Annotated in this window: 19 protein-coding genes; 9 read left to right on the top strand and 10 right to left on the bottom strand. The window is 49.9% G+C overall.

The features are described from left to right. Positions 1-4: 4 nt before the first annotated feature. The 6 genes from JNC77_RS04390 to JNC77_RS04365 all read right to left on the bottom strand — a co-directional run bounded on the left by JNC77_RS04390 (position 5) and on the right by JNC77_RS04365 (position 8,961). Entirely contained in the window at positions 5-1,426 is a 1,422-nt protein-coding gene (locus tag JNC77_RS04390; protein WP_374829783.1) for an FAD-binding oxidoreductase, read from the bottom strand. A gap of 14 nt (positions 1,427-1,440) precedes the next feature. Beyond that, complete coding sequence (locus JNC77_RS04385) at positions 1,441-2,403, bottom strand: L-threonylcarbamoyladenylate synthase (RefSeq protein ID WP_374830499.1); 963 nt, start codon at positions 2,401-2,403, stop codon at positions 1,441-1,443. Positions 2,404-2,594: 191 nt separating this feature from the next. Beyond that, on the bottom strand, positions 2,595-4,718 hold the full coding sequence (gene glyS, locus JNC77_RS04380; protein ID WP_374830497.1) for a glycine--tRNA ligase subunit beta: 2,124 nt from the start codon (positions 4,716-4,718) through the stop codon (positions 2,595-2,597). Between the two features lie 160 nt (positions 4,719-4,878). Next, a complete protein-coding gene (locus JNC77_RS04375; protein ID WP_374830495.1) occupies positions 4,879-5,829 on the bottom strand; it encodes a glycine--tRNA ligase subunit alpha in 951 nt (316 codons plus the stop codon). Positions 5,830-5,959: 130 nt separating this feature from the next. Then, on the bottom strand, positions 5,960-7,756 hold the full coding sequence (locus JNC77_RS04370) for a tetratricopeptide repeat protein (RefSeq protein ID WP_374829781.1): 1,797 nt from the start codon (positions 7,754-7,756) through the stop codon (positions 5,960-5,962). Between the two features lie 188 nt (positions 7,757-7,944). After that, a complete protein-coding gene (locus JNC77_RS04365) occupies positions 7,945-8,961 on the bottom strand; it encodes a polyprenyl synthetase family protein (protein ID WP_374830493.1) in 1,017 nt (338 codons plus the stop codon). Between the two features lie 229 nt (positions 8,962-9,190). Between JNC77_RS04365 and JNC77_RS04360 the strand changes: the two genes are divergently transcribed. The 9 genes from JNC77_RS04360 (at position 9,191) to rnhB (ending at position 16,251) form a co-directional block, all read left to right on the top strand. After that, positions 9,191-9,412, top strand: coding sequence for a putative signal transducing protein (locus JNC77_RS04360; protein WP_374829779.1), 222 nt, complete (start codon positions 9,191-9,193; stop codon positions 9,410-9,412). A gap of 12 nt (positions 9,413-9,424) precedes the next feature. Continuing rightward, positions 9,425-10,201, top strand: coding sequence for a tRNA1(Val) (adenine(37)-N6)-methyltransferase (locus JNC77_RS04355; protein WP_374830491.1), 777 nt, complete (start codon positions 9,425-9,427; stop codon positions 10,199-10,201). Positions 10,202-10,250: 49 nt separating this feature from the next. Then, complete coding sequence (gene nhaA, locus JNC77_RS04350; RefSeq protein WP_374829777.1) at positions 10,251-11,432, top strand: Na+/H+ antiporter NhaA; 1,182 nt, start codon at positions 10,251-10,253, stop codon at positions 11,430-11,432. Positions 11,433-11,575: 143 nt separating this feature from the next. Next, positions 11,576-12,442: a S49 family peptidase gene (locus JNC77_RS04345; RefSeq protein WP_374829775.1), complete on the top strand. Its 867-nt coding sequence runs from the start codon at positions 11,576-11,578 to the stop codon at positions 12,440-12,442. A 117-nt stretch (positions 12,443-12,559) separates the two neighbouring features. Continuing rightward, the gene (locus JNC77_RS04340) at positions 12,560-12,745 is read left to right on the top strand and encodes a hypothetical protein (RefSeq protein WP_374829773.1); all 186 of its coding nucleotides are present in this window, start codon (positions 12,560-12,562) and stop codon (positions 12,743-12,745) included. A 9-nt stretch (positions 12,746-12,754) separates the two neighbouring features. After that, positions 12,755-13,660, top strand: a complete 906-nt coding sequence (locus JNC77_RS04335) for a 4-(cytidine 5'-diphospho)-2-C-methyl-D-erythritol kinase (RefSeq protein ID WP_374829771.1) — start codon at positions 12,755-12,757, stop codon at positions 13,658-13,660. An 11-nt stretch (positions 13,661-13,671) separates the two neighbouring features. After that, the gene (moaB, locus tag JNC77_RS04330; RefSeq protein WP_374829769.1) at positions 13,672-14,208 is read left to right on the top strand and encodes a molybdenum cofactor biosynthesis protein B; all 537 of its coding nucleotides are present in this window, start codon (positions 13,672-13,674) and stop codon (positions 14,206-14,208) included. Between the two features lie 145 nt (positions 14,209-14,353). After that, entirely contained in the window at positions 14,354-15,508 is a 1,155-nt protein-coding gene (locus JNC77_RS04325) for a PA0069 family radical SAM protein (RefSeq protein WP_374829767.1), read from the top strand. Between the two features lie 80 nt (positions 15,509-15,588). Then, complete coding sequence (rnhB, locus tag JNC77_RS04320; protein WP_374829765.1) at positions 15,589-16,251, top strand: ribonuclease HII; 663 nt, start codon at positions 15,589-15,591, stop codon at positions 16,249-16,251. A gap of 163 nt (positions 16,252-16,414) precedes the next feature. On the opposite strand, the gene JNC77_RS04315 is transcribed toward rnhB, so the two are convergent. The 4 genes from JNC77_RS04315 to JNC77_RS04300 all read right to left on the bottom strand — a co-directional run bounded on the left by JNC77_RS04315 (position 16,415) and on the right by JNC77_RS04300 (position 18,641). Then, positions 16,415-16,894, bottom strand: a complete 480-nt coding sequence (locus JNC77_RS04315) for a F0F1 ATP synthase subunit B (protein WP_374829763.1) — start codon at positions 16,892-16,894, stop codon at positions 16,415-16,417. Between the two features lie 11 nt (positions 16,895-16,905). Next, on the bottom strand, positions 16,906-17,493 hold the full coding sequence (locus tag JNC77_RS04310) for a F0F1 ATP synthase subunit B (protein WP_374829761.1): 588 nt from the start codon (positions 17,491-17,493) through the stop codon (positions 16,906-16,908). A 100-nt stretch (positions 17,494-17,593) separates the two neighbouring features. Next, on the bottom strand, positions 17,594-17,821 hold the full coding sequence (locus tag JNC77_RS04305) for a F0F1 ATP synthase subunit C (RefSeq protein WP_007632966.1): 228 nt from the start codon (positions 17,819-17,821) through the stop codon (positions 17,594-17,596). 70 nt (positions 17,822-17,891) lie between these two features. After that, positions 17,892-18,641 (bottom strand): F0F1 ATP synthase subunit A, encoded by a 750-nt coding sequence (locus JNC77_RS04300; protein ID WP_374829759.1) that lies wholly within the window; start codon positions 18,639-18,641, stop codon positions 17,892-17,894. Between the last annotated feature and the right edge of the window lie 16 nt (positions 18,642-18,657).

Below are 18,657 nucleotides of genomic sequence, written 5' to 3'. Positions count from 1 at the left end.
TGTTTTATAATATTTTTCCAGGATTCATAATGCCTGACGGATCAAGTTCTTTTTTGATGCGTCGCATTAAATCCAAAGCAACAGGTGATTTATAGCACAAAAGTTCTTCACGTTTCAGCTGACCAATGCCGTGTTCTGCCGAAATCGATCCATTATATTTATCCACAATGGCGTGAACTTTATGATTTACCTCCGCCCAAAGGCTTAAAAATGCTTGTTTTTCTGCACCAATCGGCTGCGAAATGTTAAAATGTAAATTACCGTCACCAATATGACCAAAGCATACCAGACGGGCATCAGGCACCATTTCCAACACCGCTTTTTCCGCTTCTTTAATAAAGGCTGGAATGGTTGCGACAGGCACCGAAATATCATGCTTGATCGAGCCGCCTTCAGGCTTTTGCGCCCAGGACATTTCCTCACGCATTTTCCAGAAAGACTGCGCCTGCGCGATATTGGCAGCCAAAGCTGCATCCTGCACAATATCGGCCTCAAAACTCACTGTGAGAATATCTTCCATCAAGCTTTGCGCATCTGCTTGCGAGCGGCTGGAGGAAATATCAATCAGCACATACCAATCATGCGGGGCTTGCAGCGGGTCACGCGCGCCCTCCACATGTTTGACGGTAAATTCCACGCCAATGCGCGGCATCAGTTCAAAACCTGTAAGGCTGGAACCGGCCTTTTCCGTCGCAATTTTAAACAATTGCAACGCCGCCTCAGGTGATTTGAGCCCCGCATAGGCAACCGCTTTGCCTTTAGGCTTTGGAAAAAGCTTCAACACTGCCGCAGTGATGACGCCTAAAGTGCCTTCTGCGCCAATGAACAGATCTTTGAGATTATAGCCGCTATTGTCTTTTTTGACGTAGCGCAGATCATTTAAAATCTCGCCGGTCGGCAATACCACTTCCAGCCCTAAACAAAGCTCGCGCATATTGCCAAAGCTAAGAACCGCCGTGCCGCCCGCATTGGAACTTAAATTGCCACCAATTTGGCAAGAACCTTCAGAACCCAACGACAATGGAAACAAACGATCTTCTTTATCTGCGGCCTGTTGCACATTTTGCAAAATTGCGCCCGCTTCCAAGGTAATCAGATTGCCGACCGGATCAAGTTCACGGATTTTATTCATACGGCTAAGTGATAAAATCACCGCTTTGCCGCTTTCGTCCGGCTGCTGTGCACCAACCAGCCCAGTATTGCCACCTTGCGGCACAATCACTGTGCCGGTTTCGCTGGCGAGTTTTAAAATCGCCGCCACTTGTTCGGTATTGGAAGGTCGCAAAACCAGTGCAGAGCGCCCGTGATATAAATCGCGCTGTTCGATGAGATAAGGAGCGATATCAGCTTGATCGGTCAAAGCATATGGATCACCAACAATTGCTTTGAATTTTGCAATCAGTGCAGGTGATAAAAGCTCAGCCATCTCATTTTACCTTTTCAATCACGCGGTGCGGCGGCACGCGCCAAACGATCAGCAATGGCCTCGCCTAAACCGCTCACCGGAATAGGTTCCACCGCAATGGTCGCAGCCCCATAAGTGTCGAGTTTCTTCATATAATCGAAAAGATTGGCCGCTGCTTCGCGCAAATTTCCGCTTTCGCTCAGATTGAGGATCGCCATGGCATTTTCATGGCCTTGCACACGGGTTTGGCCAAAAGCGAGCAAAGCTTCGCCAGCGTAAACGGTATCGACATTAAGCCGCATTTGCGCGTTAGGCGCATAATGGGATTTCAACATTCCCGGCGCTTGAATGGCGGCGCGCTGATCAAGGCGCAGCAATGGCTTACCGGTAAATTCTTCAATCTCTTCTGCTGCCAAACCGCCCGGACGCAGCAGATAAATTGCGTCACCTTCCACCTTCACGATGGTTGATTCCAAGCCCACTTCACAAGCGCCTGCGTCCAAAATCAAATCCACCCGCTCACCCAGATCTTCCGCCACCGCCTCGGCGCTGGTGGGGCTGATACGGCCGGAGCGATTGGCGCTCGGTGCAGAGATAGGACGGTCAAGCTTGACAATAATATCGCGCACTGCCCCTTGCGGCATCCGTATCGCCAATGTTTCAAGACCGGCAGTGGCTAATGGATGAATGTTGCGCCCCTCACCCGCAGGTATAAGTGGCAGCACCAATGTTAACGGCCCCGGCCAGAAATAATGGCCAAGCGCTTCCGACACAGCATCAAACTGCACATAGCGTTTGGCCATAGCCAGATCACTGACATGCGCGATCAACGGATTGAAATGCGGCCGGCCTTTAGCGGCAAAAATGCTCGCCACCGCCTCGCCATTGGTGGCATCGGCTGCCAAGCCATAAACTGTTTCGGTGGGGATTGCGACCAAGCCGCCATCTGCCAGCACTCGAACTGCCGCCTCAACACCGCTTTGATCCAGTTTTATCATTCGGGACACGTTATAATCTCCTGTCAGCTCTGTTTACCCAAAGCTGACGCCCAAGCCCAGAAAATTATTAAAGCATTTCCAGCAAAAGTGGGTACCGGTTTTGCGCTGGATAATGCGACAAAATACATAAAGCCAGGCTAAACAAAAACGCGCCCCGTTAGAGACGCGTTTTTATAAAATCTAGTGCATTATCAACCAGCGATTTTAGAGAAATTCGCCACCTGAGATGTCACATCACGAATGGCATTCAAAAGAGCCAGACGGTTGGCACGTATTTTTTCATTCTCATCATTAACCAGTACGCCTTCAAAGAAAGCATCAACCGGCGCACGCAACAGTGCCATTGCCGTCATGGCAGCAGCAAAATCTTCCCTCTCGATTGCGGCCTTTGCTTCTGTGGATGCCGCCTGCACAGCCTCATGCAATGCTTTTTCTTCATCCTGTGTGAATAAAGAAGCATCAATGGCAATATCAACTAAAGCGCCTTTTTTCTCTTCTGCAGCCAGAATATTGGCGGCACGTTTTGTACCGGCTAGCAAGTTCTTGCCGTCTTCTGTGTTGATGAAAACGATCAGCGCTTCAAGACGACGTGCAACCAGCAGCAGATTGTCAGCATCAGCAGACAGAACCGCATCAATTGCATCGTGACGCGCACCTTCGTCTTTCAAGTAAACCTTGAAACGATCATGCAAGAAGGACAGAAGATCAGCCCCCACATCACGCGAAGCCAGATTTTTAACTGATGCAAGGCCGCTTTCCGCGTTTTTGATTAAATCTTTCAGCGCTACACGCACATCATTGTCAAGGATCAAGCGAATAACACCCAAAGCTGCACGGCGCAGAGCGTAAGGGTCTTTCGAGCCAGTCGGCTTTTCATCAATAGCCCAGAATCCTGTCAGCGTGTCGATCTTATCGGCCAATGCCACAGCAACGGCAACCGGATCACGCGGCACACGGTCGGATGGGCCCTGCGGCTTGTAATGGTCTTCCAATGCTTGCGCAACACTTGGGTTCTCGCCCTGAAGCAGCGCATATTTATGCCCCATTGCACCCTGCAATTCAGGGAATTCACCGACAACTTCGGTCTGCAAATCTGCTTTTGCCAGAACGGCTGCACGCTTGGTCAAGGCCACATCGGCACCAATCAGCGGCGCAATGGCTGCGGCCAGGCTTTCAATACGGGCAACGCGTGCGCCTTGTGTGCCAAGCTTGGCATGGAAGGTCACATTGAGTGCATCCAAACGCGCCATGCGCTGATCAAGCGGCTTGGCCAGATCAAGCGCAAATTTGGCAGCGGAAGCCTGCAATTTGTCCATATCAGGCATATTGGCCTGATCGGTATGCCAGAAATACAAAGCATCAGACAGACGTGCGCGCACGACCTTGCCGTTACCGAATGCAATTTCCTTGCCGCCATCACGGGCAACGATATTCGACACCAGAATGAACTTGTTGGAAAGTGCGGTTTCTTCACCCTGTTTGCGGGTGACAAAACATTTCTGGTTCACACGAATTGTCAGCTGAATGACTTCCGGCGGGATAGCGAGGAATTCTTCCTCAAATTCGCCCATCAGCACTACCGGCCATTCCACCAGACCGGAAACTTCTTCCAGCAAGCCTTCATCTTCAACCAGATCAAGTCCGGATGCAAAAGCCAGATTGCGAGCATCGGTTGCGATGATTTCCTTGCGGCGTTCAGCGTCCAGCACCACAAAAGCCTTTTCCAGCTTTGCGACATAATCGTCAAAGCGGCGCACTTTGATCGGTTGTCCGTCACTCAGGAAACGATGGCCAAAAGTGACATTGCCGGAATGGATGCCACCCACTTCGAACTCGATCACTTTGGTTTCTTCGGTTTCAGGGCCGAAGGTGCAAAGGATGGATTGTAATGGACGCACCCAGCGCAATGCGCCGGATTGAGCTGAAGCCTTACCCCAACGCATGGATTTAGGCCACGGGAAATTGCGGATGGTGGCTGGCACCAGTTCGGCAATGATTTCTTCGGCAGTGCGGCCGGTTTTCACCAAATGCGCGACATAGAAATCACCCTTTTTCGGGTCACTATGCACATGCGCTTCACTGACATCGCTCAAACCGGCTTTACGCAAAAAGCCTGCAATCGCCTGTTCCGGTGCGGATGTGGACGGACCTTTGATTTCTTCGCGAATATCTTTGGAGCGCACAGTCAGGCCGCGAATATCAAGCGCCAGACGACGCGGCGTCCAATAAGCAGTTGCAGCTTCATAGATCAGCCCTGCATCCACCAAACCATCGGTAATCAACTTTTTAAAATCGCCGGCCGCCTTGCGCTGCATGCGCGCTGGGATTTCCTCGGAGAAAAGTTCTAATAGTAAATCAGGCATCAGCGTGCGCCCTCCGCATGCTTATTTTCTTCTTTGTCCGTCCTCGCTACGCGGCGGGCGAACGGCTGTGCCGGAATTTCCTCGGAAAATAACTCAAGTAATAAATCAGGCATCAGCGTGTCTCATTTTTATAATTTACGCCACCGGCTTCGGTCTGCAAGAAGGCTTCACCACATTGGCGCGCCAGATTGCGAACACGTAAGATATAGCTCTGTCGTTCAGTCACCGAGATGACACCACGTGCATCCATCAAGTTGAAAATATGCGATGCTTTAATCGCATAGTCATAGGCCGGGAACACGCACTTGTGTAGTTTCCCTGTCGTACCTTCAGCACTCCCCGCCTCTTGTGATACTCCAAAATCCAAAACGGCCTTACATTCTGCTTCCGCATCTTCAAAATGCTGATGCAGCATATCCGTATTGGCGATCTCGAAATTGTAACGCGAATATTCCTGCTCGGTCTGCAAGAACACATCGCCATAAGTGACCTTGTCCTCACCTTCCAAACCATTGAAATTCAAATCATAAACATTGTCCACGCCCTGCACATACATGGCAAGACGTTCCAAACCGTAGGTCAATTCACCTGCAACGGGCGCACACTCAATGCCGCAAACCTGCTGGAAATAAGTGAACTGCGAAATTTCCATACCGTCGCACCAGCATTCCCAACCCAAACCCCAAGAGCCGGTGGTTGGATTTTCCCAGTCATCCTCGACAAAGCGGATGTCGTGCAATTCGGTATCAATACCAATCGCCTTCAGCGAGCCCAGATAAAGCTCCTGCAAATTTGGCGGGCTTGGTTTTAGCAGCACCTGATACTGGTAATAATGCTGCATACGATTCGGATTTTCACCATAGCGGCCATCCTTTGGGCGGCGTGAAGGCTGCACATAGGCGACATTCCAAGGTTTAGGCCCCAGCGCACGCAATGTGGTGGACGGATGCAGCGTCCCTGCGCCGACCTCCATGTCATATGGCTGCAAAATAGTGCAGCCATGGTTCGCCCAGTAATTCTGGAGCGCCATGATAAAGCCCTGAAAAGAGCGGGTCGGATGCATGTGGTCAGGCAGCGTGGTGGTCACGTACGGGCCTCGTCTGTGTTTCAAGAGAATAGCTCGGTCTAAATTGTCCGCCTGCATGGGTCAAGCCTTAGCTGAACCGAGCCTGTCAATGTCGTGAAAAATTGAGTTAAAGCTTCGGGTCCGGCTTATCATCTTCCGGTGTATCCGCTTTGACCGGATTTTCCGGAGCGCTTAAGCCCTTTTTGAGTTTTTCCTCAATCTTGGCAAGTTCTTCCGGTTCCGGTTTACCGGCAATCGCATGGTTCCACTGGAAAGTGGCTTCCAACTGACGTCCGGCCTGCCAATAAGCATCGCCCAAATGGTCATTGATTGTCGCATCTTCAGGGCGCAGTTTAACCGCCTTTTCAAGCTCTGCCACGGCGTCATCATAGCGCCCGAGCTTATAATAAGCCCAACCGAGCGAATCTGTAATGTACCCATCCTGCGGACGCAATTCGACAGCCTTGCGGATCATATCCAGTGCTTCTTCAAGATTGATACCCATATCAACCCATGAATAACCCAGATAATTCAACACCTGCGGCTGATCCGGGAACAATTCCAAAGCCTGCTTAAAATTAGGCTCGGCCTTTTCCCATTCTTTCAAGCGTTCATAAGAAATGCCGCGCTGAAAATAGATCGTCCAATCTGCACGCTCCGGTTTTTCAATTAAGGCGACAGCCTGATCATAGGTCTTGGCTGAATTGGCATAATCTTTTGCCTGCGCATAAACACTGCCCAAGGCCAGATAGGTGCGCATATCCTTTTTGTCGCGCTCCAGCAAAGCGGTCAGATGTGCAATCGCTTCTTTTTCTCTTTCGCTTTCCGCCAAATTCAACGCCAGCTGCATCTCGGCATCATTACGATAAAAGGAACTTTCCGGCACTCGGCCATAATAATCAATCGCGCTTTCCGGCTGGCGTAATTTCGCTGATATATCACCAAGCTGGAACAATGTCGCATCATCATCGGGACGCAATGGCAGTGACATCTGCAAATATAATTTAGCAAAAGCTTCTGCACCGCTGCGATTAATCGCCGTGCCAAGCGAATATAAAACTTCTGCCGCACCCTGTTGCGGGTTGGCAATCAAGCGTTCAGGCACTTTGCCTGCTTCAAGCGTATAACGCATCTCGGCTAAAGTTTTGCGTCCGGTCAGCAATTCTTCAGCACTCTTCAAAATCTCAATCGCACCTTTGATATCGCCATGACGCGCTTTAAAACCTGTATAAGAAATGACGATGCGTTCGTAAGTATCAGGGGCAGCACCGCCACCGGCTTTATCCGCCACTGCTTTTTGATAAAAACCTTCAGCGGCCTTCACCTGTCCGGACAAATCCGCCATCAAAGCCGAATTATATGTGCGAAACAGCTTAAACCATTGCGGCCCTTTGATCGCTTCAATAGCGGCAGCTGCATTTTTTGGATTACCGGCACCATAATTTGCCCAAGCTTTAATCAGCTGTGAGGACAGTTTATCCATGTCGGACTGCACAGAGTAATCCAGCAATGGACGAGCTTGCCGATATTGTTTGCGCGAAATGGCATCAACCGCCAGAGCAAGACGGGAAAAACGTTCAATTTCCGGATTATTTTGCAGCTCTTTTGCCCAAGGCAGCGCTTCTTCAAACTGGCCATTGGTGAGCAAGGCCAGCAGCAAATCCTGCTTTAACTGCAAATTGCCCGGATCAAATGCCAATGCCTGACGATAAAAATCAATCGTTGCAGGCATATTATTATCATTTTCAGCAACGCGGCCTGCCAGATAAGCACCAGCGAAAGAACCCACGCGAATGGATTTATAAGGCTCCGCTTGCGACACAGAGTTGTTTGTCGAAGCATGACCGGAAACGGGTAACACAGCACCGGAGAGCAAAATGCTCAAAGCTGCATAAAGAGGACGTAAAACTGGGCGGCGCCGCATTCCAAACTATCCTTTTTTATTCTGTCAGCAAGATTGTTAAATGAAAAATCCTGCCTGACAACCGTCGCTTCCGGCTTTTTATCCGCATATGAACCTCTCATTTTAAAGTCAGACCTAGCTGGACTTCAAACAATGGCTTTTTTGCGGTGATGTCACTGCCTCACTAAGCTGTGAGGCAGCGTAAAAAATCAGTTCACGCGGCTGATACAAAAATCAATAACGTCCATCAGTGCATCTTTATGAGCACCATTTGGCAATGGCTTCAGCGCTTCACGCGCCATTTCCCCAAAGTCACGCGCACGTTGTACAGTGTCAGCAATGGAGTTGGCTTTCACCATCAGTTCGGTCGCTTTGGCAAGAGCGGCATCGTCATTATTGCCCTCTTCCATTGCTTGTTTCCAGAACGCGCGTTCTTCATCAGAACCACGATTATAGGCCAGCAAAACCGGCATGGTGATTTTGCCTTCACGGAAATCATCACCGGTATTTTTACCCAAATCCGCAGCACTGCCGCCATAATCAAGTGCATCATCAATCAGCTGGAAGGCAAGACCAAGATTAAGACCGTAAGAGCTTAAAGCTTTGCGTGCCTCATCACCGGCATCGGCGATGATTGGGCCCACTTCAGCAGCGGCCGAGAAAAGCGCTGCTGTTTTGGCTTTAATAACGGCTAAATATTCTTCTTCCGTGGTGTCCATGTTTTTGGCAGCAGCCAATTGCATAACCTCACCTTCGGCGATAACGGAGGCAGAAGTTGCCAACACGTCGAGCGCTTCGAGCGAGCCTACATCAACCATCATCTTGAAAGCCTGACCAAGCAGGAAGTCACCAACCAGAACACTAGCCTGATTACCCCAGATCATGCGCGCTGTACTTTTGCCGCGGCGTAAATCACTTTCATCCACCACATCATCATGCAAAAGCGTGGCAGTGTGCATAAATTCCACCGACGTTGCGAGGCTGATATGACCAGTGCCTTCATAACCGAACATTCTGGCCGTTGCCAATGTCATCATCGGGCGCAATCTTTTACCGCCTGACGAGATCAGATGGTTCGCCACTTCAGGAATCATTTCGACATCAGAACCGGCCCGTGCCAGAATAAATTCGTTTACCCGTGCCATATCGGCTTTGGTCAGGTCGATCAAAGGCTGAACCGAACCAGTATTCGTTTTTGTATCGCCGATGTTGAGAACCACACCCAATGTCATTACTCCTGTATGCGCGCATACATTATTCAAGCGTCTCTTAATGCTCAAGCAGCAAATTTCTATACTCTGCGCTATAATTCATTGTTAAGCTGTTCACAACATCGTCGGGTACATGTTGTCAACGCTACTAATTGTCGGCACAGTGATATAAATCAATAAATCCGGCATCAGGTGAATAAAATATGCCAGATATTAAAAATATGACAAAAGGCGCTTGAAAACCATGTATGAATTATTGCGCACCAATGATCCGGTTCTGTTGTCTTTTGCCGAAGCCTTGATGAAAGAGGCGGATATCGGCTATTTTATTGCCGATACGAATATGAGCATCATTGAAGGTTCACTCGGCATTTTGCCACGTCGCCTGATGGTAGAAGCATCTGAAAAAGAACGCGCCAGACAATGTCTGATCGATGCCGGTATCGAAACTGAATTGCGACAATAATTTATGCCTGAAATGACAAGCTTGGAAACTTTAGGCGAGACAGAAGACGTTTTTCATCGCGGCCGCTTTCATCTCATTCAGCCGGCCTTGAAAGGCCACCGTTCCGGTGTTGATGCCATGATGCTGGCAGCCTCAGTGCCGGATGGATTTAGCGGGCGTGTCGCCGATCTTGGTGCCGGTGCGGGTGCTGCCGGATTTGCCGTTGCAGCACGCTGCGAGCAAGCACAAGTGACACTGATTGAACGCTCTGAACTGATGGCGGAATTTGCCCACAAATCCATGGCATTGGAAGTCAATGCCGGTTTGGCGCCGCGTTTGTCTTTACTCAATGCAGATGTGTCTTTGACGGGTAAAAAACGCGAAGAAGCTGGTCTTACAAGTAATTATTTTGATTTTGCGATCATGAACCCGCCATTCAATTCGGCCGCTGATCGCTCGACACCACACGCACTTAAAGCCGAAGCCCATGTGATGCCACCCGACATGTTTGAGACATGGGTTAAAACCGCGGCAGCGATTGTAAAGCCAGGCGGCTCTGTGGCGATTATTGCCCGTCCGGCCTCACTTTATACCATTCTCACCGCATTATCGGCACGGTTTGGCGCCATACGGATCATCCCTATCCACCCGCGACCGCAAGCGCCTGCAATCCGCCTTATCTTGATTGGCGTGAAGGGCAGCAAGGCTCCGTTAAACTTCGAACCGGGGCTAAACTTGCACGAAAATACCGGCAACAGCTTCACAGAACGCGCTATTGCCATTAATAACGGTCTCACTAGTCTTTTATGACGGCTTTTAAGCCATTCCACGCAAAAAATAACTACAGGCACTCTGACTGATGAATCATAATTCCCAGCCCGTCCGCCCGCCATCCATGCTGCGTCGGTTTCTCGATGCAGAATCCGCCGGTGGCGTCACTTTGATGGCAGCAGCCGCTCTTGCGCTTGTGGTCGCCAACTCACCTGTTGCCAGTGCTTATTTTGGCGGCCTTGCCACCAAACTTGGCCCTTTAAGCGTGCTGGAATGGATCAATGATCTGTTGATGGCCGTCTTCTTCCTGCTCGTCGGTTTGGAAATCAAACGTGAATTTGTCGACGGCCAATTGGCCAGCTGGCCGAATCGCATGTTGCCGGGTTTGGCCGCAGCGGGCGGCGTCATTGTTCCCGCCCTGCTTTTCACATGGATGAACTTTGATGATCCGGCTAAAGTGCGCGGCTGGGCGGTGCCTTCCGCCACCGATATTGCTTTCGCACTTGGTGTTTTATCGCTGCTTGGCTCACGCGTACCGACCAGCCTGAAAGTGTTTTTGGCAACCCTTGCGATCCTCGATGATCTGGCAGCAGTTGCGATTATTGCTGTTTTCTATACGGCTGAAATCTCGCTGCCATATTTGGGTGCCGCTGCCGGTGCCGCGATCGTGCTTTTTGCCATGAACCGCATGGGCGTAATGAAAATCCTGCCTTATCTGGTAGTTGGTGCTTTTTTGTGGTTCTTCGTGCTGAATTCCGGTGTGCATGCAACGGTTGCAGGTGTGATTACCGCTTTGACTATCCCGTTGAAGCCGGCACCGGGCAGTCCTGACAATATGTCGTCCCCATTGCATATTCTGGAACATGCGCTGGCAAAGCCGGTTGCCTTCCTGATTGTACCGATTTTCGGTTTTGCCAATGCGGGTATTTCCTTCACCGGCATCAATATGGACGTCGTCACCGACAGCCTGACCCTCGGCATTGCCGGCGGCTTGTTCATCGGTAAGCAGATCGGTGTTTTTGGTGCCGCATGGCTGGCCATCAAATTGGGCCTTGCACAAAAGCCGATGGGTGCCACCTGGTTGCAGCTTTATGGCGTTGCCATTCTCTGCGGTATTGGTTTCACCATGAGTATCTTTATTGGCTTATTGTCGTTCCCGTCCGAACTGATGCAGACAGAAACCAAGCTTGGCGTTTTGATGGGCTCCGGCCTGTCCGCAGTAATCGGCTATCTGCTGTTACGTGTTGCACCAACAAAAACGCGCATTTAAACAATAAATGGATAAAAAACGCCCGATCAATGCACTGGTCGGGCGTTTTTCTTTGCGTTTTCAAATTTGCTTCCTAAATAAGAAATCTGCACAGACAATGTAGTTGTTTATACCTGCCCTATTCTGCTCACGGAGCCCTCATTTTGGTTAAATTTATCGCCCGCATCATTCCGCGTCGTTTTCGCACGAAACATGTTGAAATTCCTGTGGTGCGTTTGCATGGCGCCATTATGAGTGGTGGCAACAGTCTGCGCCCAAGCCTTTCTTTGGAAAGTGTGGCGGGTGAGCTGCAAAAAGCCTTTGAAGACAAGCTCGCGCCCGCAGTGGCAATCACCATCAATTCGCCGGGCGGTTCTCCCGTACAATCACGCTTTATCTATCAGCGCATCCGTGCATTAGCTGAAGAAAAGAAGAAAAAAGTTTATGTCTTTGTCGAAGATGTTGCAGCATCGGGTGGCTATATGATTGCACTCGCTGGCGACGAAATCATTGCCGACCCGTCATCCATCGTCGGCTCCATTGGGGTGGTTTCTTCATCATTCGGCTTTACCGAACTGATCAAGAAAATCGGTGTCGAGCGCCGCGTTTATACCGCTGGTCAAAACAAAGTATCACTTGATCCGTTTTTGCCGGAAAAAGAAGCCGATATTGAACGCCTGAAAGCCCTGCAACTGGAAGTGCATAAAACTTTTATCGATATGGTTTTGGAGCGTCGCGGCGCAAAATTAAGCGATGCCCCCGATCTTTTCAGCGGTCTGTTCTGGACAGGCATTAAAGGCAAAGAACTGGGTCTCGTTGACGCTCTTGGCGATATTCGCAGCCATTTGATGAAACATTATGGTGCTAAAACCAAGCTGAAACTTATCCAGCCGCAGCGCGGCCTCCTTGGCAAAAAGCTCCCCGCCATCGGCTTTAAGAGTGAAGCTCTGGCACAAGTTGCGTCACAAACCGGCGATGCCATGCTTTCCACAATTGAGGAAAAAGCACTTTGGTCGCGCTATGGCCTTTAAAGCGCAAACAGAATAAAAGAATTGCAACGCTTCTTCTCTGCCTTATCATAGTCACCATCTGATTTGATAAGTGCAGATAAAGCCCCATGAGCATTAAGGTTTAAGGACAAGTAAGCCATGCCTCAGATTATTTTTCTTCTGCTGATTGCAGCCGCTGCATGGTATGTTTACCGCTCTTTCAAACGTGAAGCCGTACGGGTTTCCAAGAAAGTCCGCCGCGAAGAAAAAGAAGCGCAAAACCGCGCTCATGGCACCTTGGAGCAGGATCCGGAAACCGGCGAATATCGCGTTCGCAAGGATTAAACTGTTTTCATGACGAGCTATGCCCCCATCGCAGACAATGCTACGATTTCCCGTCTGGCACCTGTGAAAATCAATCTTGCGTTGCATGTGACCGGCCAACGTCCTAATGGCTATCATGAGTTGGAAATGATCGTCGCTTTTGGTGATTTTGGCGACCGCATTCTCGTCTCCCCTGCCGATCATGATGATTTTACCGTCAGTGGTTATTATGCGCCTTTGATACCGCTTAATGGTGATAATCTGGTGCTAAAAGCGCGTGATCTGCTGCGCGCACAAAATCCGGCAAAGTGCAGACCAGTTCATATTCATCTGGAAAAAAAACTGCCTATTGCTGCCGGTATTGGCGGCGGCTCCACCGATGCGGCAGCGGCTCTCACCACCCTCAACGAGCTGTGGCAACTTGATCTCTCCGATGAAACCCTTTTGGCACTGGGTTTGCAACTGGGCGCTGATGTGCCAATGTGCCTGCACAGCCAAAAAAGCGGTGCACCACTGATGGTGCGCGGCATTGGCGAAGAACTTCGGCCTCTCAATCAATTTCCGGCTTTGCATATTCTACTGATTAATGACGGCACAGCACTTGCCACGCCTACTGTTTTCAAAGCACTCAAAAAACGCGATAATCCGCCTTTGCCACCGCCAAAGGTGTTTCAATCCAGCGCCGAGGTCTGCGCCTATTTGCGTAATACCCGTAATGATTTGTTTAAGCCCGCTGAAACCCTGGCACCACAATTGCAATCCCATTTGCAAGAACTGGCGGCTTTGGGTGCGGATTTTGTCCAGATGTCGGGCTCAGGTGCCACTTGTTTTGCCGTTTTTTCCAATCCGGATATTATGAAGAAGGCAAAGCAAGCAATTCGCCAAGCTCATCCTAATTGGTTTGCAGTCACCTCTCAAACCTATGGCAGCCGATAAGGGAGTTCACCATGGCCAATGAACGCAGTTTCATACCCGTCGGCATCGCAGTTCTGACCGTCTCCGATACGCGTACACTGGCCGACGACAAGTCCGGCGATACATTGCAACAAAGACTAAGCGATGCAGGGCACAAGCTCGTTGAACGCGCCATCGTGCCCGATGATATCGAAGCCATCCGAACCATCGTCACGAGATGGTCAAAACAACCGGATATAGATGTCATAATAACCACTGGCGGCACAGGTTTTACCGGGCGCGATGTGACACCGGAAGCACTTGAACCTCTGTTTGAAAAACGGATGGATGGTTTCTCGACTATTTTCCATCGCATTTCTTATGAAAAAATCGGCACCTCTACCATTCAATCGCGTGCGCTGGCTGGATTATTAAACCAAACTTTCGTCTTTGCCCTGCCCGGCTCAAGCGGAGCTTGCCGCGACGCTTGGGACGAAATCCTGCAATATCAGCTTGATTACCGCCACATGCCCTGCAATTTTGTAGAGATAATGCCGCGCCTTGACGAGCATTTGCGCCGTAAAAAATAACAGGCGATATTGTTCTTGTAATGTTCTGATTTCTGCTCTATATATAAAAGAACAGACGGAGTACAGATTCTAAAATCTTGTCCGTAGCTATCAGATAATCAGGAAACGCCCTAGAGGGTGGCACTTTTCCGCAAAGGAGAAGACGATGGATGCTATTCAACAAGCAGATACGGCAGCTTTCAGCAGCGGGCGTGCTGAACATGCCAATGCCATAATCACCGAAAACGGCTTACGGGTTGAGCAATCCAGAAGGCGCGGTCGTGCTGCCGGTATCAATCCGTCAAGTCGCTTCGAGCAATATTCACGTGCTGATTTTGACGATGGGTGGCAAAGCTTTGAAGAGCTGGAGCCATTTAAAACCGAAGTGCAGGTAGAAAAACCGCGCACCATCATCACCCGCAATGATTCGCCAGATTTAGGCTTTGATCGCTCCATCAATCCCTATCGCGGTTGCGAACATGGCTGTATCTATTGCTTTGCACGCCCGACGCACAGTTATATGGGGCTCTCGGCTGGCCTTGATTTTGAGGCCAAACTATTCGCAAAACCGGATGCGCCGCATCTGTTGCAGCGTGAACTATCCAAGGCCGGTTATATCCCTCGTACCATTGCCATTGGTAGCAATACCGATCCTTATCAGCCGATTGAAAAAAAGTGGCGCATTATGCGTGGCCTGCTGGAAGTGCTGGAAGACGCGCAACATCCCGTCGCTATTGTTACAAAATCCGGCCTCATCACCCGTGACATCGACATTTTGAGCCGTATGGCGCAAAAAGGTCTGGTCAAGGTTGCACTATCAGTCACGACTATGGATGCCAAACTATCCCGCACGATGGAGCCGCGCGCTGCAACGCCAACATTGCGCCTGCAAACCATGCGTGAACTGGCACAAGCAGGTATCCCCGTATCAGCGATGTTGGGGCCTGTCATTCCAGGTATTAACGACCACGAAATCGAGCGTATTCTGGATGCTGCTGCTGCTGCCGGCGCTGAAGAAGCCGGCTATGTTTTGCTGCGCTTACCATTGGAAGTAGCACCGCTTTTCAAAGAGTGGTTATTACGTAACTATCCTGACAAATACCGGCATGTCTTGTCGCTTTTGCGCTCGATGCGTGGCGGCAAAGATTATGATGCTGAATGGGGCAAGCGCATGCGTGGCGAAGGCCCTTATGCCTGGCAAATCGGCAGACGATTTGAGATTGCGGCCAAAAAACTGGGGCTCAACACCAGCAAGAAACGCTTGCGTTCCGATCTGTTCAGCCCGCGGCAGGAAGGCGGCACACAGCTTTCATTGTTTTGATAAGAAATGAAGCAACCAATGATGTAAGAATGAACATCTCCGTTGTTTATTTTTAACGGTTAAGTGCTCTACTCTGCCTCATGGCTCGTAAAACTATTGATTCTTCACCACCCCTTCCCCTCCACTATACGCCCGATTTTTCCAATGAGGATCGGCTTTATCAAAATGGCTGTCAATTTGTGGCAGGTATTGATGAGGCCGGACGCGGGCCACTGGCAGGCCCAGTGGTCGCCGCAGCCGTTGTGCTGGATCCAGATAATCTGCCTTTAGGACTAGATGATTCCAAACGGCTTACAGCTACAAAACGCGCCATACTCTTTGAGATAATTTTACGCGATGCATTGGCGGTATCGGTTGTTAGTCTTTGTGCTGATGACATCGACAATAGCAATATCCGTAAAGCCGCCCTCACCGCCATGCAGCGCGCTGTGGCTTCCTCGGCAGTAAATATCGACTATGCACTTGTAGATGGACGTGATGTGCCCCCACACCTCAGCTGTGAGGCTGAAGCACTGATCAAGGGGGATCAGCGTTCTGTCTCTATTGCGGCTGCCTCCATAGTTGCCAAAGTCAGCCGTGACCGTATGATGGAGCAAGCCGGCAAGCACCATCCAGACTATGGCTTTAAAGCTCATGCGGGTTACGGTACAGCCAAACATCGTGATACAATTGAAACGTCAGGCCCGATCCCCGGTCTTCACCGCTATACATTTGCACCGATCAAAGGCCGTTTCATTCGCTGAACCAAATGCTGAGATCGGATAGAATTTGAGCTTTCAAAGCAGCCTTCCCTGCGCTGCTCATCTCCAATCCCTGAAAGGGCTTAAAAGTAACAATTCTACAGCACAAATAAAAAACGCCACCTCAATGAAGAGATGGCGTTTTAAAATTTAATTGATCAAACTCTTAGTTCAAACGGGATTTAACCTGTTCAAGAGAGTCTTTAAAGAATGTCGCAGAAGCTTTAGCATCTACCTTATCGGCAACGATGCGGCTTGCGGCAGCCACAGCCAATTCAACAGCAGTGGTGCGAACTTCTTTGATCGCTTCAGCTTCGGCGCTGGCAATCTTCTGTTCAGCCAGCTTGTTGCGACGTGCAACATATTCTTCTGTTTTCTGCTTGGCATCTTCAACAATCGCATTGGCTTCACGACCAGCAGCAGCAACGATGTCGCTTGCTTCCTTTTCCGCTTCTTTGCGCTTGCGATGATATTCTGCCAACAGTGCCTGAGCTTCTTCGCGCAGTGTACGTGCTTCGTCGAGTTCTTTAGAGATTTTTTCTGCACGCTCGTCCAAAGATTTGGCAAGCATAGCAGGCACTTTAAGATAAACGACAATAGCCAGAAAAATTACGAGGCCGACGAGTGCCCAAAACGTAGCGTCCATCATCGTCTCCTTCAGGCGCTGACTGCTTTGACAGCAGCGGTGACCGTTGATTTATCAACCTTGGTACCGATCAGCTGATCAATAATATCTGCTGCGGTTTCTTCAGCAATGGCACCAACATCGCTCATGGCTTTCGCCTTGATTTCTGCAATGCTGTTTTCAGCTTTTTCAAGCTTTGTTTCCAAAGCTTTTTCTACAGCAGCACGCTCTACTTCAGCTTCTGCTTTCGCTTTTTCGCGTGCTTCATTACCGATTGCAGCGGCTTTGGTACGGGCTTGTGACAGTTCTGTTTCATAAGCAATGATCGCATTGTCTGCGTCCTGCTTCAAACGGGCTGCCTGATCCAAATCCTGTGCGATACGATCGCGACGAGTTTCAATCACGCCACCAATACGTGGTACAACCACGCGTGACATGAATAAATAGAAAAGCCCAAACGTAATAGCGAGCCACAAGAGCTGCGATGCGTAATGGGTAGAATCGAACGGAGGAAACACGCCGCCCGTGCCGGATTCATGGGCAATACCGGTTTCGGTATGCACAGCTTCAACAGGCTGGGCTTCCGTTGCTGTTTGGGCAAACGCCGTGGACACGAACATCCAATCTTCCTCTTCACTCAGGCGTCATATGCAACAGCCGACCGCGCATAATCCTTAAATTTAAGAACAGCGCGGTCAGGCCATATTTGTTGCGTCGATCTTAGACAGCGAACAAGAGCAGAAGCGCGATGAGCAAAGAGAAAATGCCCAGAGCTTCCGTAACAGCGAAACCGAACACCAGACGGCCAAACTGGCTGTCAGCTGCAGATGGGTTACGCAGTGCACCTGAAAGGTAGCTGCCGAAGATGTTGCCGAGACCGAGGGCCGTACCGGCCATACCGAAACAGGCAAGACCCGCGCCGATGTATTTTGCTGCTTCCGCTTCCATGATGAGCTCCTTTTGGATTAATTAGCTATGCGGATTTCTGTTCTGGCGGAAATCCGCCGGCGAGAAGTTTTTAGTGACCAGGATGTACAGCATCATTGATGTACATGCAGGTTAAGACTGTGAAGACATAGGCCTGCAGGAATGCAACCAGGAATTCCAGCGCAGTGATTGCAACGGTCATGATCAACGGCAGAATTGCACCGCCGATACCCAATGCACCCAGCGAGGACAGCGATACAACAAAGCCTGCAAAGACCTTGAGTGTAATGTGACCTGCAAGCATGTTTGCAAAAAGACGAACTGAAAGGCTGATCGGACGTGACAAGAACGAAATGATTTCAATCACAACAACAAGCGGCACGATAATCATCGGCACACCTTGCGGAACGAACAGCTTCAAGAAGCCCAGACCATGCTTGTAAAAACCGTAAACAATCACAGTTCCGATGACGAGCAAGGACAGAGCAAAAGTTACAATGATCTGACTTGTGATTGTATAGAAATACGGAAACAGACCAAGGAAATTTGCGACAAGAATGAACATGAACAACGTAAAGACAAAGGGGAAGAATTTCATCCCCTTTGATCCGGCAGAATCTCTCAAGCTTGTCGCGACAAATTCATAAGCCATTTCTGCCACAGACTGCATGCGGGTTGGCACAAGTCCGCGACCCGATGAAGAAAGGAAGAGAAATGCTGAAGCCACAACAACAGTTGCGACCATAAAAGCTGATGCATTGGTGAAAGAGAGGTCGACACCGCCGACGTCGATAGGAATCCACCGGGAAATTTGGAACTGATGGATCGGATCGTTTGCCACCTTAACCTCGTCTATC

Origin of the sequence: Paenochrobactrum pullorum (genome assembly GCF_041929845.1) — a bacterium.
Lineage (GTDB): Bacteria > Pseudomonadota > Alphaproteobacteria > Rhizobiales > Rhizobiaceae > Paenochrobactrum > Paenochrobactrum pullorum.
This window is presented reverse-complemented; position numbering and strand designations above follow the sequence as displayed.

Coding starts and splice junctions, on each gene's coding strand:
- JNC77_RS04390 (WP_374829783.1), bottom strand. CDS start 1,426: ATGGCTGAGCTTTTATCACCTGCACTGATTGCAAAATTCAAAGCAATT.
- JNC77_RS04325 (WP_374829767.1), top strand. CDS start 14,354: ATGGATGCTATTCAACAAGCAGATACGGCAGCTTTCAGCAGCGGGCGT.
- JNC77_RS04385 (WP_374830499.1), bottom strand. CDS start 2,403: ATGATAAAACTGGATCAAAGCGGTGTTGAGGCGGCAGTTCGAGTGCTG.
- JNC77_RS04335 (WP_374829771.1), top strand. CDS start 12,755: ATGACGAGCTATGCCCCCATCGCAGACAATGCTACGATTTCCCGTCTG.
- glyS (WP_374830497.1), bottom strand. CDS start 4,718: ATGCAGCGCAAGGCGGCCGGCGATTTTAAAAAGTTGATTACCGATGGT.
- nhaA (WP_374829777.1), top strand. CDS start 10,251: ATGAATCATAATTCCCAGCCCGTCCGCCCGCCATCCATGCTGCGTCGG.
- moaB (WP_374829769.1), top strand. CDS start 13,672: ATGGCCAATGAACGCAGTTTCATACCCGTCGGCATCGCAGTTCTGACC.
- JNC77_RS04315 (WP_374829763.1), bottom strand. CDS start 16,894: ATGGACGCTACGTTTTGGGCACTCGTCGGCCTCGTAATTTTTCTGGCT.
- rnhB (WP_374829765.1), top strand. CDS start 15,589: ATGGCTCGTAAAACTATTGATTCTTCACCACCCCTTCCCCTCCACTAT.
- JNC77_RS04340 (WP_374829773.1), top strand. CDS start 12,560: ATGCCTCAGATTATTTTTCTTCTGCTGATTGCAGCCGCTGCATGGTAT.
- JNC77_RS04375 (WP_374830495.1), bottom strand. CDS start 5,829: ATGCATCCGACCCGCTCTTTTCAGGGCTTTATCATGGCGCTCCAGAAT.
- JNC77_RS04360 (WP_374829779.1), top strand. CDS start 9,191: ATGTATGAATTATTGCGCACCAATGATCCGGTTCTGTTGTCTTTTGCC.
- JNC77_RS04310 (WP_374829761.1), bottom strand. CDS start 17,493: ATGTTCGTGTCCACGGCGTTTGCCCAAACAGCAACGGAAGCCCAGCCT.
- JNC77_RS04370 (WP_374829781.1), bottom strand. CDS start 7,756: ATGCGGCGCCGCCCAGTTTTACGTCCTCTTTATGCAGCTTTGAGCATT.
- JNC77_RS04305 (WP_007632966.1), bottom strand. CDS start 17,821: ATGGAAGCGGAAGCAGCAAAATACATCGGCGCGGGTCTTGCCTGTTTC.
- JNC77_RS04355 (WP_374830491.1), top strand. CDS start 9,425: ATGACAAGCTTGGAAACTTTAGGCGAGACAGAAGACGTTTTTCATCGC.